Origin of the sequence: Clavibacter michiganensis subsp. tessellarius (genome assembly GCF_021922985.1) — a bacterium.
GTDB lineage: Bacteria > Actinomycetota > Actinomycetes > Actinomycetales > Microbacteriaceae > Clavibacter > Clavibacter tessellarius.
Genome location: NZ_CP040788.1, coordinates 2,368,612 through 2,382,206 on the forward strand (window position 1 = coordinate 2,368,612; position 13,595 = coordinate 2,382,206).

Here is a 13,595-nt window from a genome sequence, read left to right on the forward strand (position 1 = left end):
TCGATCCTACGGTCGCGTCGGGTGCCGGTTCACGGCCCCTCCCGGCGCCGTCTGACAGGATCGGGGCATGACCCGATTCCTCGTGCGCGTGGTCGTCAACGCGGTCGCGCTCTGGCTCACCACGCTCCTCGTCTCCGGCACGACCGTGACCGCCTACGAGCCGGGCGACGCGACGGCCACCGTGCTGACGTACCTGCTGCTCGGCGCGATCTTCGGCGTCGTGAACGGCGTGATCGGGACCGCCATCCGCATCGTGGCCTTCCCGCTCTACATCCTGACGCTCGGGCTCATCGCGCTCGTCGTGAACGGTCTGCTCTTCCTCCTCGTGGGGGCGATCTCGGGCGGTCTCGGCTTCGGCCTCACCGTCGACGGCTTCTGGTGGGGCGTGCTCGGCGCCCTGCTGATGGCGTTCTTCAGCTGGCTGGTGGGCCTCGTGCTGCGCCCGGTGACCGCGAGGGCCTGACCCGCGCGTCACATCCCACCGCCCGATCCGCGGGGCGGGGTGAGCGGGGCCCGCTCCGCCCGGTAGAGGTGGGACGCGACCGGCGTCGCCCCGTCGAGGAACCCGTGGAGCTCGTCGCGCGCCCGCTCCAGGAGCGGCGAGCGGGAGGCCTCCATCTCGGTCGCCGTCGCCCGATAGGTGCCCAGATCGTGCGCGTCCAGGACGCCCGCAGGCACCGTCGGCGCGAAGGCCGGCGTGCGCACCACGACGTCGTCGCCCGCGTCGCCGTCGGACGGGCGCACGCCGCCGAGCGCCGGGACGGGGTCGTCCGCGTGCTCCACCGCCACGCCGTCGATCCCCTGGCGGATCGGCAGCTGCCCGACCGGGGAGCCGAACGTGAGCTCGTGGGTCACGTGGAAGCCCGGGTCGTCGCCCACGGATCGCGCGAGGATCCCGCCCATCGAGTAGCCGACGACGTAGACCTCGTCCTCCGCGGTCGCGCCGGCCTCGCGGAGCGCCGTCTCAGCGGCGTGCACCGCGGATCCGCCCTCCGTCGCGAGCGCGGCCGCCGCCGAGGCCGGTCCGAAGTCCTCGCGGCCGGTGCCCGGATCCATGGTGACCATGCCGCCGAAGTACGCGACGAAGCGGCGGCGTCCGTCCGGCACCCGGTACTCCTCGACGCGCATCTGCGGGGTGCCGGGAACCGGGTCGGGGATCCGGTCGGCGAGGTCCTGCAGGCTCGTCGGCGCCGGACGGACGGCGTCACGGCGGACGTGGACCATCGCGGGCGCGTCGCGCAGGACGCCGAAGGCCCCCAGCGCGGCCAGGAGGCCAGCGGTCGTCTCCCGCACGCCGTCGTCGCCGGCAGGGCGAGCCGGGAGGAAGCGCGTGGCCGCGGCCGCGATGTCCGAGACCACGTCCCGGACGACGGCGGGCAGCAGGATCCGGAGGGGCCCGCCTGGGGAGGAGGGAGCCGCATCCGCCGCACCGTCGCCCGCGGCGGAGCGCACGCAGCGGTCGACGTCCCGCTCGCCGTCCGCGTACTCGGCGGCGACCCGGCGCAGGTCGGCGGCGAGCGCCCGCGCGTCGTGGGCGGCGGACGACAGGAGACCGCGCGGGGCGTCGAGGCTCGCATCGTGGTCGCCCGTGATCGTGGCGACCAGCGGCGGCAGGGCCAGCGCCCGCGCGTGGTCGTCGAGCCGACCTGCCTCGTCGTCGAGCCGCGCGGCGATGCGCGTGAGGTCGTCCGTCTCGACCGCGGTGCCGCCTCCCTCGGTGACGGTGAGCCCCTCGACCGCCGCGGTCACAGGCGCGCCCCGGGGCAGCCGGAGGGAGCGTGAGCATCGTGGAGGAGGGTGCCGGCGAGCGCCACCCGGCCGGCGAGGTCGTCGAGGGCGCCGATGAACGCGTCGTGCGCGCGTCCGGACCACGACGGGTCGTCCCGGCAGGAGGCGATGCCGCGGTGCGTCTCCGCCACCGCGTCGGCGAGCACGGCGAGCGCGTGCGCGCGCGTCTGTGCCTCGGCGCGGAGCTGGCCGGGCGTGCTGCCGCCCTCCCTCCCCATGCCTCCGAGCGGCTCGCCCCCACCCGCACTGCATCCGCCCGGCTGTTCCCGCATCGCGTCCCGTCCTCTCCCGTCGGCACGCATCGTGCGCCACGGCCGACACGGCAGGCAGCCGGACGCCGCATCCGGGGGACGGCGAAGGGATCCGAGGATGTGGGGAGGGGGCGCAGCCGACAGAATGGCCGCATGGGAGCCCCCGACTCTCCGGATCCGACGGCACCACCCGTCTTCCGGATCGCCTTCGTCTGCACCGGCAACATCTGCCGCTCCCCGATGGCGGAGGTCGTCTTCCGCGACCTCGTCCAGCGGGCCGGGTGCGCCGACCTCGTCTCGGTCACCAGCGCGGGCACGGGCGACTGGCACGTGGGCGAGCAGGCCGATGCCCGCACCCTCGCGGCGCTGGAGCGGAAGGGGCTGTCGGGATCCGCGCACCGGGCCAAGCAGTTCGACCCCGGATCGCTGCCGGAGCTCGACCTCGTGGTGGTCTTCGACCGCGGCCAGGAGCGGATCCTCCGCCAGTGGGCGCGCACGGAGGCGGACCGCGCGAAGGTGCACCTGCTGCTGTCCTTCGATCCTCCACAGGCCCACCTGCGGGACGTCCCGGACCCCTACTACTCCGACGCCGCGAGGTTCGACCAGGTCCTTGACATGATAGGTCGTGCCTCCCGGGCCCTCCTCGCGCAGGTGGAGCCCGGCATCCGTCCCCCCAGCTAGGAGATCGTCCGCATGAGCCCGTTGCCCCCGCAGGTGCTGAGCCCCCTCGACGGCCGCTACGCCCCCGTCGTCACCGAGCTCGGCGAGCACCTCTCGGAGGCGGGCCTCAACCGGGCGCGCGTCCACGTCGAGATCGAGTGGCTCATCCACCTCACCGATCGCTCCCTCCTCTCCCCCTCCCCGTTCACGGACGAGCAGAAGGCGGCGCTGCGCCGGGTCGTCGCGGAGTTCGGGCAGGAGCAGATCGACGCGCTCGCCCGCGTCGAGGCCGTCACGCGCCACGACGTGAAGGCCGTCGAGTACTTCGTGCGCGACCGCCTCGCGGAGCTCGGCCTCGGCCACGTCGCGGAGCTCACCCACTTCGCCTGCACGAGCGAGGACATCAACAACCTCTCCTACGCGCTCGTCATCGACCGCGCCGTGCGCGAGGTGTGGCTGCCGAAGCTCGTCTCCGTCGTCGGCGCCCTCCGCGAGCGGGCCCTCCTCTTCCGCGACGACGCGATGCTCTCCCGCACGCACGGCCAGCCCGCCACGCCCACGACGCTCGGCAAGGAGCTCGCGGTGTTCGTGCACCGGCTGGAGCGCCTGCGCGCCGACGTCGAGGACGTCGAGGTGCTCGGCAAGTTCAGCGGCGCCACGGGCACTTTCGCCGCGCACCTCGCGGCCGACGCCGACGTCGACTGGCCCGCCGAGTCGCGGGCGTTCGTCACGTCCCTGGGGCTCGTGTGGAACCCGCTCACCACGCAGATCGAGTCGCACGACTGGCAGGCGGAGCTCTACACGCGCATCGCGCACGTGAACCGGGTGCTGCACAACCTCTGCACCGACGTGTGGACCTACATCTCCATGGGCTACTTCCGGCAGATCCCGCAGGCGGGCGCCACCGGGTCGTCGACCATGCCGCACAAGATCAACCCGATCCGGTTCGAGAACGCCGAGGCGAACCTCGAGCTGTCGGACGCGCTGCTCGACTCGCTGGCGTCCACCCTCGTCACCTCGCGGCTGCAGCGCGACCTCACCGACTCCACCACGCAGCGCAACGTCGGCGTCGCGCTCGGGCACTCGCTGCTGGCGCTCGACAACATCGGACGCGGCCTCCTCGAGATCGACGTCGACCGGGCGCTGCTCGCGGCCGACCTCGACGCGAACTGGGAGATCCTTGGCGAGGCGATCCAGACGGTCATCCGCGCGGAGATCGTCGCGGGCCGCAGCTCCATCAGCGACCCGTACGCGGTGCTCAAGGAGCTCACGCGCGGCAAGCGCGTCGGCCGCGACGAGATGCGCGCGTTCGTGTCCGGGCTCGACATCGGCGACGCCGCCAAGGCGCGTCTCCTCGAGCTGACGCCCGCGGGCTACGCGGGGCTGGCGTCGCAGCTGGTCGACCACATCCTCTGATCCGGGCCGTCGGGACCCTCGTCGCGGGGTCCCGACGCGCGTCCGCGGCTCGGGGCGGTGCGGAGCCGATCCGAGCGGCTCAGTGCCGGGTCGGGCGGTCCGGGTGGTCCTGGTCGTCCATGTCCTGGAGCTCGTCGCGGTTCGGCTTGAACGACAGGGCGAGCATGGCGAGCATCACGAGGGCGCCGATGAAGGCCACGCCCGTGAACACGACCACGACCGTCCAGCCCTGGCCGTCGGCGGGCCGGGTGCTGAGCGCCACGATCAGCCCGACGAACGCGGCGAGCGCCGCCGCGATGCCGAGCAGCTCGGCGGGGCGCATGCGGTCCTTGCGGATGTTGGAAGTCACGGTCAGCTCGCGCTCTCGGTGGTCCGGGGGGCGTCCGCCGCGGAGGTCGCGGCGGGCGTGGAGGTGCCCCATTTCATGCTCAGGGCGGCGATGACCAGGAAGACCCCGACGATCGCCGCGTACGCGCCCAGCAGGCCGACGGCCACGACGGGAGCGGTGAGCTGGCCCTCGCGCTGCTCGACGCCGCCGTACTGGACGACGAGGTCCGGCGGGACGAGGAGGAAGGCCACGGCGAGGACGACGGTGAGCGCGCCGGTGGTGACCGCGTCGCTCGCACCCGGCACGCGACCGCGCGAGCGCAGGCCGGCGACGAGCTCCAGGAAGCCGGTGACGACGGCCCAGACGCTGACGACGTAGAGGAGCACGAGCACGCCGCCGTCGCGCGCGAGCAGCGCGGCGACGCCGGCGACGACGGTGAGGGAGCCCTGGACGAGGGCGCTCGTGCGGAGGCGCGCGGCCGGACCGCGGAGCACGCGGGCACCGAGACCCGCGGTGATCAGGCCGGAGAGGATCGCGAAGGCGCCGAACGCCGCGAGGCCGAGGGCCGGCGAGTGGTCGCTGGAGAAGGTGATGAACGCGGCGAGCGCGAGGGCGGGCAGTGCTCGGAGGAGCAGCACGGGCCAGTACGCCGCCCGGAACGTCAGCTCGTCCTCGGACACGGCAGCCTCTCTCTCCATCCGGGCCAGCCTACCCGGTGGGTTCCTGGGCGGATGCTCGCCGCGGGCCCGCGGCGACGCGCCCGCCGGGCTGGCCTAGGCTCGGTGGGTGACGAGTCCCCTGCCCCGTCTGGCCGCCGTGGCGGTCGGCGCGGTCGTCGGGCTCGCGGTCGTGTGCGCCGTGGGCGTGGCCAGCGGGATCGTCTACGCCAACCGCGCGTTCTGAGCCGCGGCGGCCCGTGCGCCGTCGGCCCGGATCCACGGCGCGGCTCCGCCCGGACGCCGCGCCGCCGGACGCGCGGCCCCCACCGGGCGCGGCCGGTAGCACGACCCGCCACCGCACCACGCAGAACGCAGAACGCAGAACGCACCACGCAACCGAGAGGCCCCGCCGTGCCCCAGCCCGAGACCGCGCCGCGGCCCGCCTCCGACGGCGGCCGCGCCACCGCGGGCTTCATCCCCGTCGACCGCGCCCTCGTCGCCGCACCGGAGGGGGCCGCCGCCGCGCTCGCCCGGCGCGACCGCCTGGCGCTCGGCATCGACATCGGCGGCACCACCCTCAAGGCGGGCATCGTCGACGTCACCACCGGGATCCGCCTCACGGAGCGCATGACGGTCGGCAAGCCCGTCGGCGGCGAGCCCGAGGACATCGCGGACGTGATCGCCGAGATCGTGCTGGAGCTCACGCCCGACGAGGACCTGCCGGTCGGCGTCGGCGTCCCCGGGATCGTGCGGGACGGCATCGTCCGCTCCTCGGCCCACATCTCCGACCGCTGGCTCGGCATGGACGCGCGCACCGCGATCCGCGAGCGCAGCGGCATCGACGTCCTCACGGTGAACGACGCCGACGCGGCCGGCGTCGCCGAGCTCGAGTACGGCGTGCTGCAGGGGCGCGGCGGCCTCGTGATCCTCACGACGCTCGGCACCGGGATCGGCACGGCGCTGCTGCACGACGGGAAGCTGATCCCGAACAGCGAGCTCGGGCACGTGCACATCGACGGCGGCGACTACGAGATGCAGGCCGCGTTCTCCGCCGTGCGGCGCGAGGGCATCACCTTCGAGGCGTGGGCGGCGCGGCTCGAGCGGTACTACCGGCACATCGAGTCGATCATGTCGCCCGACCTCATCGTGGTGGGCGGCGCGGCCGCGCACGAGTTCGCGCGGTTCGAGGGCTTCCTGCACCTCGACACCGAGGTGATCGCCGCGAGCCGCGGCAACGACGCGGGTCTCGTGGGCGCCGCGCTCCTCGCGCACCGGGCGGGTGTCGCGCCGAGCTGATCCGCGCGCGTCGGAGGCGGCCGGCCGGCCGGCGGTCGTCTCGCGCGCCGATCCGAGCTGTCGCGCCGCACGGGAGCCGCACGACCGGGCGCCGCACGACCGGGCGCCGCAAGGCCGGGCGCCGCGCCACCGGGCGCCGCAAGGCCGGGCGCCGCGCCACCGGGCAGACTGGCCCCATGAGCACCGCCGCTCCCCGCCCGCTGCGCGTCGTCATGGCGCCCGACTCGCTCACCGGATCCGCCACCGCCGTCGAGGCCGCCGAGGCGCTCCGCCGCGGCTGGCTCCGCGCGCGTCCCGGCGACGACGTGACGCTCGCGCCCATGGCGGACGGCGGCCAGGGCACCCTCGACGTGCTCGCCTCCGCCGTCCCCGGCGCGCGTCGCGTGCCGGTGCGCGTCACGGGCCCCGACGACCGTCCCGTCGACGCGCACTGGCTGCGGCTGCCCGACGGCACCGGCGTCGTCGAGGTCGCGTCGACGAGCGGCATCACGCTGCTGGACCCGCTCCGCCCGCTGGCCGCGCACACCCGCGGCTTCGGCCAGGCGATCCGCGCGGCCCTCGACGCGGGAGTCCCCCGCCTGCTGCTCGCGCTCGGCGGCAGCTCGTCGACGGACGGCGGCGTGGGCGCGCTCCGGGAGCTGGGCGCGCGCTTCCGGAGCGTCGACGGGTCGGCGGCGGGCGACGGCGGCGGGGCCCTCGCCGGCATCGCGTCGGCGGACCTGGCGGGGCTCCGTGCCCTCCCGGCCGGCGGAGCGCGGATCCTCGCCGACGTCCGCGCGCCGCTCACCGGACCCGCGGGCGCGGCCGCCGTCTACGGCCCGCAGAAGGGCGCGACCCCGGACGACGTCCGCCTCCTCGACGCCGGGCTCGCGCACCTCGCCCGGCTCCTGGGCGTGGATCCCGCGACGCCCGGTTCCGGCGCGGCCGGCGGCACCGCGGCCGGCCTCCTGGCCTGGGGCGCGGAGGCCGCCTCGGGGTCCGCGGGCGTGGCCGACGCGATCGGGCTGGCCGCGCTCGTCGCCGACGCCGACGTGGTGATCACGGGCGAGGGCCGGTTCGACGCGCAGTCCCGCACCGGCAAGGTGCCGTCCCGGGTCCTCGACCTCGCGGCGGCGCACAGCACGGCGGCGGTCCTCGTCGCGGGATCGGTCGGGGCCCCGACCGACGGGTTCCGCGCGGTCCGCTCGCTCACCGACCTGGCCGGATCCGCCGCCGACGCCCGCGCGCACGCCGCCCGCTGGCTGGAGCGCGCCGCCGAGGACGTGGCGCGAGACGCGGAGGCCCTGCTGCCGCGCGGGGACGGCTGAGCCCGGCCGGAGGGATCGGACGGATCCGCGCGCTCCCCCCCCCCGCCTCAGCCCGCGCGCACCGCCCGCCCCGCGACGAGCGCCCGGTACTCCCCCGCCACGTCCGCCGCGGCCACGTCCCAGGTCCGCCCGGCCGCGTGCGCGCGTGCCGACGCGGACAGCCGCAGGAGCCCCGCCCGATCCGCGAGGAGCGCCTCGACCGCACGAGCCCAGTCGGCCGGATCCCGCGTGTCCACGAAGACGCCGCTCACGCCCTCGCGCACGGAGTCCACGAGCCCCTCGGTGCGCGAGGCGACGACGGGCGTGCCGCACGCGGCCGCCTCGAGCGCGACCAGCCCGAAGGTCTCGGCGGCCGACGGCATCAGCGCGAGCTGCGCGCTCGCGAGCGTGCGGGCGGTCGCGGCGCGGTCGAGCGGCCCCGCGAACACGACGTCGCCGGCGAGCCCCAGCGACCCCACGAGCGCGTGCAGGCTCGCCGCGTACGCGTCCCGACCGGGCGAGACGCCGCCCGCGAGCACGAGGAGCGGACGCGTCGCCGGGTCCATCAGGGCGAGCGCCCGGAGCGCCACGTCCTGCCCCTTGAGCGGCTGGATCCGCCCGAGCAGCACGATGCGCGCCCGCCCGTCGTCGTCGCGTCCCGACGGCTCGCGCAGGAACGCCTCCTCCACACCCGGCGCGACGACGTGCACGGCGGACGGATCCGCCCCGTACGCCTCCACGAGCAGCCGCCTCTCCGAATCCGCCGACGCGACCACCAGGTCGGACGCGCGCACCAGCCGCGCCTCCTCCGCGAGTCGCGAGGCCGGCTCGGGGGTGTCGCCGGCCACCAGGCGTCGGTTCTTGCCGGCGGACACCGAGTGCAGCGTGATCGCATGCGGGACGCCCCATGCCCGCGCGACCGGCAGCGCCGCGACGGCCGACAGCCAGTAGTGGGAGTGCACGACGTCCGCGGGTGGCAGCGCCGCCAGCTCGTCGGCGAAGGCGGCCGTGATCCCCGGCAGGTCCTCCTTCGCGAGCGGCCCCGCGGGTCCGGCCGCGAGCGACAGCAGCTCGACGCCCGGCGCGACGGGGACGGGAGCGGAAGGTCCGGGACCGGTCGCGCGCGTGATCAGCCGGACCTCGTGCCCCTGCCGCCCGAGGCTGCGCGCGAGTTCGAGGAGGTACACGTTGAGCCCGCCGGCGTCGCCCGTGCTGGGGGTCTGGATCGGCGACGTGTGCAGCGAGACGAACGCGATCCTCATGCGCCCGATCCTACGAGCGGCGGACGGCGGCACTCCGCCCGGGGCGCGGGCCCGCGTCGGGCTGCCGGGCGGGCAGCGCCGCGGGCGACGCCGCGAGCACCCCGGCGAGCCGCCCCGGCAGCAGCCCCGGACGGGGGCGGCGATCCGCAGCCGGGATCGGGGAGAATGGATGGATGCGGTCGCCCGGCCGCACCACATCCATCCGTCCCCCCGAGGGCGGATTCCGTCTGGAGGCCCGCATGGCGCGCACCGCCGGCCCCGCGACGATGCAGATCGGCGAGCTCGCCGAGCGCACCGGCCTGTCGCACCGCACGCTCCGCCACTACGACGAGACCGGTCTGCTGCGCCCGTCCGGCCGATCCGACGGCGGCTTCCGCCTCTACACGGCCGACGACCTCGAGCGCCTCCTCCTCATCCGCCGGATGAAGCCGCTCGGCTTCTCGCTGGAGGAGATGATGCGCCTCCTCGAGGTCACCGACGCCCTCGACGCCGCCGGCCCCGACGACGACACCGCGACCCTCCGCGCCGACCTCGCCGCCTTCATCGCCGACGCCGAGGAGCGCCGCCGCCGCCTCGCCGAGCACCTCGCGATGGCCGACGAGTTCCTCGACCGCCTCCGGGCGCGCTGAGGCCGCTCCTCGCACCCGCCGCGTCCGCCGCTCCTTCGGACGCTGCCGGCCGTCGCCCGCGCCTCCCCCGGCCGCTGCTGGCCGCTGCCGGCCGCCCGGAGCCCCTCCCCGCCGCGACGCCCGCGACGGCCCCGGACGACGACCCTCCCGTCACGGCCTCGTACCATGGGGAGGTGTCGACCATCACCCCTCCCCGCGCAGCCGCCCCGGCCTCCGCCTCCCCCGTGCTGCGCGAGGCGTCCCGCCGTCGCACCTTCGCCGTCATCTCCCACCCCGACGCGGGCAAGTCCACGCTCACCGAGGCGCTGCTGCTGCACGCGCACGCCATCGGGTCCGCGGGCGCCGTGCACGGCAAGCAGGGGCGCAAGTCCACGGTCTCCGACTGGATGGACATGGAGAAGGAGCGCGGCATCTCCGTGAGCTCCGCGGCGATCCAGTTCACCCACCGCGACACCGTCATGAACGTCGTCGACACCCCCGGCCACGCCGACTTCTCCGAGGACACCTACCGCGTCCTCTCCGCGGTCGACGCCGCGATCATGCTCGTCGACGCCTCGCGCGGCCTCGAGACGCAGACCATGAAGCTGTTCGAGGTGTGCCGCCAGCGCCGCATCCCGATCATCACCGTCATCAACAAGTGGGATCGCCCGGGCCGCGAGCCGCTCGACCTCATGGACGAGATCAAGGAGCGCACGGGCCTCCTCCCCACCCCGCTCACCTGGCCGGTCGGCGAGTCCGGCGCGTTCTTCGGCGTCGTCGACCGCTCCACCGGCGAGTGCGTGCACTTCACCCGCACGGCCGGCGGCGCGAGCATCGCCCCCGAGACGCGCATGTCGCCCGACGAGGCGCTGGCCGCGGCCGGATCCGCGTGGACGGACGCCGTCGAGGAGAGCGAGCTGCTGCACGAGGAGGGCCAGGACCACGACGAGGAGTCGTTCCTCGCCCGCCGCACCACGCCCGTGCTCTTCGCGGCCGCCGTCCTGAACTTCGGCGTGACCCACATCCTCGACGCGCTCGACGCCATCGCCCCCGCCGCCCAGCCGCGGCCCGACGAGAAGGACCGCACGCGTCCCGTCGAGGAGGACTTCTCCGGATTCGTCTTCAAGGTGCAGTCGGGCATGAACACGGCGCACCGTGACCGCCTGGCCTTCATGCGGATCTGCTCGGGCGTCTTCCACCGCGGCATGACCGTCACGCACGCCCAGACCGGCCGCCCCTTCGTCACGAAGTACGCGCAGCAGCTCTTCGGCCGCGAGCGCTCCACGGTCGACGACGCGTACCCGGGCGACGTGGTCGGCCTCGTCAACGCGTCCAACATCCGCGTGGGCGACACGCTCTTCGACGGCGCCCCCGTCACGTTCCCGCGCCTGCCGCAGTTCGCGCCCGAGCTCTTCCGCGTCGTCCGCTCCAAGGACACGAGCACGCACAAGCAGTTCCGCAAGGGCATCGAGCAGCTCGACCACGAGGGCGTCATCCAGGTGATGCGCTCCGACCTCCGCGGCGACCAGGCCCCCGTCCTCGGCGCCGTCGGCCCCATGCAGTTCGAGGTCGTCGTCGAGCGCATGACGAACGAGTTCCGCGCGCCGCTGCGCATGGAGCCGCTCGAGTACCAGGTGGCGCGGATCACCGACGCGGCCTCCGCGCCGGCCCTCGCCAAGACCATCGGCGTCGAGGTGCTGGTCCGCTCCGACGGCACGCACATCGCCCTCATCACGACCCCGTGGCGCCTCAAGGCCATCGAGCGCGACAGCCCCGAGCTCACCCTCGTCGACGCCGCGACGGCCCTGCCGGACGCGTGATGCGACGGCCGCCGGCATGACCGGGCCCGGCCCGGGAGACCCCGCCGCCGCGCCCCTCCCCGCTGACGGCGAAGGCGTGACCCCCTCGGCAGGTCACGCCCGCATCTCGCTATCGATGTGGGACGCGCGCGTGACCAGCTCAGCCGGTCACGTCCCGGTGCCGACCACTGTCGAGGTCCGTGGGCCGGCCGTCGACCCCCAGACGCGCTGCATCCACTACGGATCGCCCCTCGACGTCGTCGCCCTCCGCGCGCCCTGCTGCGACGCCTGGCACCCCTGCCACCTGTGCCACGCGGCGGTCGCCGACCACCCGCTCGAGGTGATCCCCCGCTCCGAGCACCACCTGCCGGCCGCCCTGTGCGGCGTCTGCCGCGCGACCATGACCGTCCCGGAGTACCTGGCGGCGGACGCCTGCCCGACCTGCGGCGCCGCCTTCAACCCCGGCTGCGCGGCGCACGCCCACCTCTACTTCGCGCCCTGAGCGTGGAACGCGCGGCGTGGTGACCGTCACCGCAGCCGTAGCCGTAGCCGTAGCCGCAGCCGCAGCCGCAGCCGCAGCCGCAGCGACCGCTACCCGCCCGCGGGCATGTCCGCGAAGCGCGAGAAGTGCCCGTGGAAGCCGACGGTGATGGTGCCCGTCGGCCCGTTGCGGTGCTTGGCGACGATGAAGTCGGCCTCGCCCGCGCGCGGGTTGTCCTTCTCGTAGGCGCTCTCGCGGTGCAGCAGGATGACCATGTCGGCGTCCTGCTCGAGCGAGCCGGACTCGCGGAGGTCGGAGATGGCCGGCATCTTGTCGGCACGCTGCTCCGGGCCACGGTTCAGCTGCGACAGCGCGATGACCGGGACCTGCAGCTCCTTCGCCATGAGCTTGAGGGCACGCGAGAACTCCGAGACCTCCTGCTGCCGCGACTCGACCTTCTTGCCGCTCGTCATGAGCTGCAGGTAGTCGATGACGACGAGCTTCAGCCCGACCTTCTGCTTGAGGCGACGGCACTTGGCGCGGATCTCGACGAGCGTCATGTTGGGGCTGTCGTCGATGTAGAGGGGAGCGTCGTTGATGCGGCCGCGGGTCTGCGCGATGGTCGTCCAGTCGCGCGCGTCCACGGTGCCCTTGCGCATGCTCTGCAGCGGCACCGACGCCTCGGCGGAGAGGAGGCGCATGGCGATCTCGCTGCGCCCCATCTCGAGGCTGAAGAAGATGGACGGCATGTCGTACTTGATGCTGGCGGCCCGCGCGAAGTCGAGCGCCAGCGTCGACTTGCCGAGCGCGGGGCGCGCGGCGACGATGATGAGCTGGCCCGGGTGCAGGCCGTTGGTGAGCGCGTCGAGGTCAGCGAAGCCGGTGGGCACGCCGGTCATCTGGCCGTCCTTGCCCTTGGCCGCCTCGATCTCGTCGATGGCGACCGTGACCGCGTCCGTGAGCGGCACGTAGTCCTCCGCCTCGACGCCGCCCGTGACGCCGTAGATCTCCGCCTGGGCGTTGTTCACGAGGTCGACGACCTCGCCCTCGCTGGCGTAGCCCATCTGCACGATGCGGGTGCCCGCCTCCACGAGGCGCCGCAGCACCGCCTTCTCGGCGACGATGGACGCGTAGAAGCCGGCGTTGGCGGCCGTGGGCACCACGCTCGTGAGCGTGTGCAGGTAGTCCGCCCCGCCGGCGCGGCTCAGCTCGCCGAGCTTCGTGAGCTCGTCCGTGACGGCGATGACGTCCGTCGGCTCCCCGTGCGAGTACAGCGACAGGATCGCGTCGAAGATGATCTCGTGCTTGGGGATGTAGAAGTCGATCGCCCGCACCTGCTCGACCGCGTCGGCCACGGCGTCCTTGCTGAGGAGCATGCCGCCGATGGCGCTCTGCTCGGCGAGGAGGTCGTGCGGCGGCGTGCGCTCGTGGCCGGCGCGCTTGTCGCGCTCGTCCCGTTCGCCTGCGAGACCCAGATGGGCGATGGACACGTGCGGCTCCCCTCGGTCGGCTGGGCGGATGCACCCGCACGACCGTTCTAGCTCGGACCACCGACACCGCTCGGAGGGCGTCGGCCGGGCCTCCTGGAGGGCCCGTGGCGGCCCGTTCGACGGGCGCTGCCCCACGATATGGATCGCCGCCCCGCGGCACCAAATGCGCCTGTGGACGGAGTTGTGGACAAAGTGGGCGAAACGCCGGGCATCGTGTGGACTACCTGGGGACAAGCCTGTGCACTCAGGACGGATTTTGCAACGGAATCCA

Annotated in this window: 14 protein-coding genes; 8 read left to right on the top strand and 6 right to left on the bottom strand. The window is 74.6% G+C overall.

The genetic code is table 11. The features are described from left to right. Positions 1 to 67 precede the first annotated feature (67 nt). Positions 68 to 463, top strand: coding sequence for a phage holin family protein (locus tag FGG90_RS11130; protein ID WP_094127106.1), 396 nt, complete (start codon positions 68 to 70; stop codon positions 461 to 463). A gap of 8 nt (positions 464 to 471) precedes the next feature. Here FGG90_RS11130 and FGG90_RS11135 read toward each other — a convergent pair whose 3' ends face one another. Both FGG90_RS11135 and FGG90_RS11140 read right to left on the bottom strand, forming a co-directional pair. After that, complete coding sequence (locus FGG90_RS11135; protein WP_094127104.1) at positions 472 to 1,749, bottom strand: hypothetical protein; 1,278 nt, start codon at positions 1,747 to 1,749, stop codon at positions 472 to 474. Next, on the bottom strand, positions 1,746 to 2,006 hold the full coding sequence (locus FGG90_RS11140) for a hypothetical protein (protein ID WP_237583334.1): 261 nt from the start codon (positions 2,004 to 2,006) through the stop codon (positions 1,746 to 1,748). The genes FGG90_RS11135 and FGG90_RS11140 overlap by 4 nt, the downstream gene beginning before the upstream one ends. Before the next feature lie 186 nt (positions 2,007 to 2,192). On the opposite strand from FGG90_RS11140, the gene FGG90_RS11145 reads away from it, so the two are divergent. Together FGG90_RS11145 and purB are read left to right on the top strand one after the other, a co-directional pair. Then, entirely contained in the window at positions 2,193 to 2,720 is a 528-nt protein-coding gene (locus tag FGG90_RS11145) for a low molecular weight protein-tyrosine-phosphatase (RefSeq protein ID WP_094127100.1), read from the top strand. Between the two features lie 12 nt (positions 2,721 to 2,732). After that, complete coding sequence (gene purB / locus FGG90_RS11150) at positions 2,733 to 4,115, top strand: adenylosuccinate lyase (protein ID WP_094127097.1); 1,383 nt, start codon at positions 2,733 to 2,735, stop codon at positions 4,113 to 4,115. A gap of 79 nt (positions 4,116 to 4,194) precedes the next feature. Here purB and FGG90_RS11155 read toward each other — a convergent pair whose 3' ends face one another. Next, positions 4,195 to 4,464 (bottom strand): hypothetical protein, encoded by a 270-nt coding sequence (locus FGG90_RS11155; protein ID WP_094131346.1) that lies wholly within the window; start codon positions 4,462 to 4,464, stop codon positions 4,195 to 4,197. 2 nt (positions 4,465 to 4,466) lie between these two features. After that, on the bottom strand, positions 4,467 to 5,141 hold the full coding sequence (locus tag FGG90_RS11160) for a DUF308 domain-containing protein (RefSeq protein ID WP_237583335.1): 675 nt from the start codon (positions 5,139 to 5,141) through the stop codon (positions 4,467 to 4,469). Positions 5,142 to 5,513: 372 nt separating this feature from the next. Here FGG90_RS11160 and ppgK point away from each other — a divergent pair, with 372 nt between their 5' ends. Both ppgK and FGG90_RS11170 read left to right on the top strand, forming a co-directional pair. Further along, the gene (gene ppgK / locus FGG90_RS11165) at positions 5,514 to 6,398 is read left to right on the top strand and encodes a polyphosphate--glucose phosphotransferase (protein ID WP_094127093.1); all 885 of its coding nucleotides are present in this window, start codon (positions 5,514 to 5,516) and stop codon (positions 6,396 to 6,398) included. 176 nt (positions 6,399 to 6,574) lie between these two features. Continuing rightward, complete coding sequence (locus FGG90_RS11170) at positions 6,575 to 7,705, top strand: glycerate kinase (RefSeq protein ID WP_094127091.1); 1,131 nt, start codon at positions 6,575 to 6,577, stop codon at positions 7,703 to 7,705. A 47-nt stretch (positions 7,706 to 7,752) separates the two neighbouring features. On the opposite strand, the gene FGG90_RS11175 is transcribed toward FGG90_RS11170, so the two are convergent. Continuing rightward, entirely contained in the window at positions 7,753 to 8,946 is a 1,194-nt protein-coding gene (locus FGG90_RS11175; protein WP_094127089.1) for a glycosyltransferase, read from the bottom strand. 239 nt (positions 8,947 to 9,185) lie between these two features. Between FGG90_RS11175 and FGG90_RS11180 the strand changes: the two genes are divergently transcribed. The 3 genes from FGG90_RS11180 to FGG90_RS11190 all read left to right on the top strand — a co-directional run bounded on the left by FGG90_RS11180 (position 9,186) and on the right by FGG90_RS11190 (position 11,855). Then, positions 9,186 to 9,575 (top strand): MerR family transcriptional regulator, encoded by a 390-nt coding sequence (locus FGG90_RS11180; RefSeq protein WP_063070937.1) that lies wholly within the window; start codon positions 9,186 to 9,188, stop codon positions 9,573 to 9,575. 173 nt (positions 9,576 to 9,748) lie between these two features. Beyond that, a complete protein-coding gene (locus FGG90_RS11185; RefSeq protein WP_094127087.1) occupies positions 9,749 to 11,374 on the top strand; it encodes a peptide chain release factor 3 in 1,626 nt (541 codons plus the stop codon). A gap of 130 nt (positions 11,375 to 11,504) precedes the next feature. After that, the gene (locus tag FGG90_RS11190; RefSeq protein WP_237583337.1) at positions 11,505 to 11,855 is read left to right on the top strand and encodes a CHY zinc finger protein; all 351 of its coding nucleotides are present in this window, start codon (positions 11,505 to 11,507) and stop codon (positions 11,853 to 11,855) included. 89 nt (positions 11,856 to 11,944) lie between these two features. Here FGG90_RS11190 and dnaB read toward each other — a convergent pair whose 3' ends face one another. Continuing rightward, the gene (dnaB, locus tag FGG90_RS11195; RefSeq protein ID WP_012039646.1) at positions 11,945 to 13,324 is read right to left on the bottom strand and encodes a replicative DNA helicase; all 1,380 of its coding nucleotides are present in this window, start codon (positions 13,322 to 13,324) and stop codon (positions 11,945 to 11,947) included. Positions 13,325 to 13,595 lie beyond the last annotated feature (271 nt).

What these genes read in the sequence shown, in the direction of transcription:
- FGG90_RS11160 (WP_237583335.1), bottom strand. Translation starts at nt 5,141, where the DNA reads ATGGAGAGAGAGGCTGCCGTGTCCGAGGACGAGCTGACGTTCCGGGCG.
- FGG90_RS11130 (WP_094127106.1), top strand. Translation starts at nt 68, where the DNA reads ATGACCCGATTCCTCGTGCGCGTGGTCGTCAACGCGGTCGCGCTCTGG.
- FGG90_RS11145 (WP_094127100.1), top strand. Translation starts at nt 2,193, where the DNA reads ATGGGAGCCCCCGACTCTCCGGATCCGACGGCACCACCCGTCTTCCGG.
- FGG90_RS11175 (WP_094127089.1), bottom strand. Translation starts at nt 8,946, where the DNA reads ATGAGGATCGCGTTCGTCTCGCTGCACACGTCGCCGATCCAGACCCCC.
- purB (WP_094127097.1), top strand. Translation starts at nt 2,733, where the DNA reads ATGAGCCCGTTGCCCCCGCAGGTGCTGAGCCCCCTCGACGGCCGCTAC.
- FGG90_RS11140 (WP_237583334.1), bottom strand. Translation starts at nt 2,006, where the DNA reads ATGGGGAGGGAGGGCGGCAGCACGCCCGGCCAGCTCCGCGCCGAGGCA.
- FGG90_RS11170 (WP_094127091.1), top strand. Translation starts at nt 6,575, where the DNA reads ATGAGCACCGCCGCTCCCCGCCCGCTGCGCGTCGTCATGGCGCCCGAC.
- FGG90_RS11180 (WP_063070937.1), top strand. Translation starts at nt 9,186, where the DNA reads ATGGCGCGCACCGCCGGCCCCGCGACGATGCAGATCGGCGAGCTCGCC.